Source organism: Kineococcus auxinigenes, assembly GCF_050871525.1.
In the GTDB taxonomy this organism is placed as follows: domain Bacteria; phylum Actinomycetota; class Actinomycetes; order Actinomycetales; family Kineococcaceae; genus Kineococcus.
Genome location: NZ_JBKBCT010000149.1, coordinates 1 through 812 on the forward strand (window position 1 = coordinate 1; position 812 = coordinate 812).

Annotated in this window: 1 protein-coding gene and 1 pseudogene; both read left to right on the plus strand. The window is 64.3% G+C overall.

Features of this window, described 5'->3' with window-relative positions:
- Nucleotides 1-450, plus strand: a 450-nt coding sequence (locus ACRYR9_RS19710; protein WP_432540221.1) for a hypothetical protein, incomplete at its 5' end; no start/stop codon positions are given.
- A 236-nt stretch (nucleotides 451-686) separates the two neighbouring features.
- Nucleotides 687-782 (plus strand): annotated as a pseudogene (locus tag ACRYR9_RS19715) (uroporphyrinogen-III synthase); the annotation flags it as partial.
- Nucleotides 783-812: the final 30 nt, after the last annotated feature.

Genomic DNA, 812 nt, shown 5'->3' on the forward strand with positions numbered 1-812 from the left:
GACCATACCCATCGCGGGACACCGTCCCGCTGGGGTTGGTGTACCGCACTCTTTCATAGGACACCAACGATGAAGATTCCTCAATCCTTTACCCGAAGCCGCTGCCCGTCGAACACGGCCGCCGGCGCAATCCTGCAACGTGATGCTTCACGCGTTCTGCGTCGCGTCGCCAATGACCTGGCGCTGCGTCAACGGGAATATTCGATCCGCACGCGTCGCCAGCGTCGCCGCCTGGTCGACGTCTTCGCGCTGCACACCGACGCGCTGTACTTCGAAATCTCGCACGCGCCGGCGGACCCGAAGGTGTTGGTCCGCTATCGCACCTGCGCCGGCCGTCACGATCTTGGCGGCGGCCGCAACAACGCCGTCTGCCTGGAGTCGCTGGCATCGCCGGAAGGTTTCAGCCAGCTTCTGGCCAACCTGCGATTCGTTGCCGGCCGCCGTGGCTAAAGCGAGGCCGCCATGTCCAAACTCATCAAGGTCATTCTGCGCTCGACCAGCGGGGACGAGACATCTGGAAGGGCAGCCATCCAGGCTGACACCGATGTTGTCGTGTTGCCCAACCGGTTGGTGCAGCAGATCGAGTCGGCCAAGGCCGCAGGCGAGGCGTACGTCCTCGTTGCTGCCGAGGATGGCTACGAAATGCCGCTCGTGCACGTCGAAGCGGCGACGTTTCGCTTGAACCGCAAGGGCCGGGCGCGCAAGTCGTTGTGGACTGCCGGGGCGCCAGCGCCTCGGCCAAGCTTGCGGCGCTGGAGAATCAACCCGCCCCGGCCCCCTGATGGAAATGAAGGATACGAGAGCGAAGCACA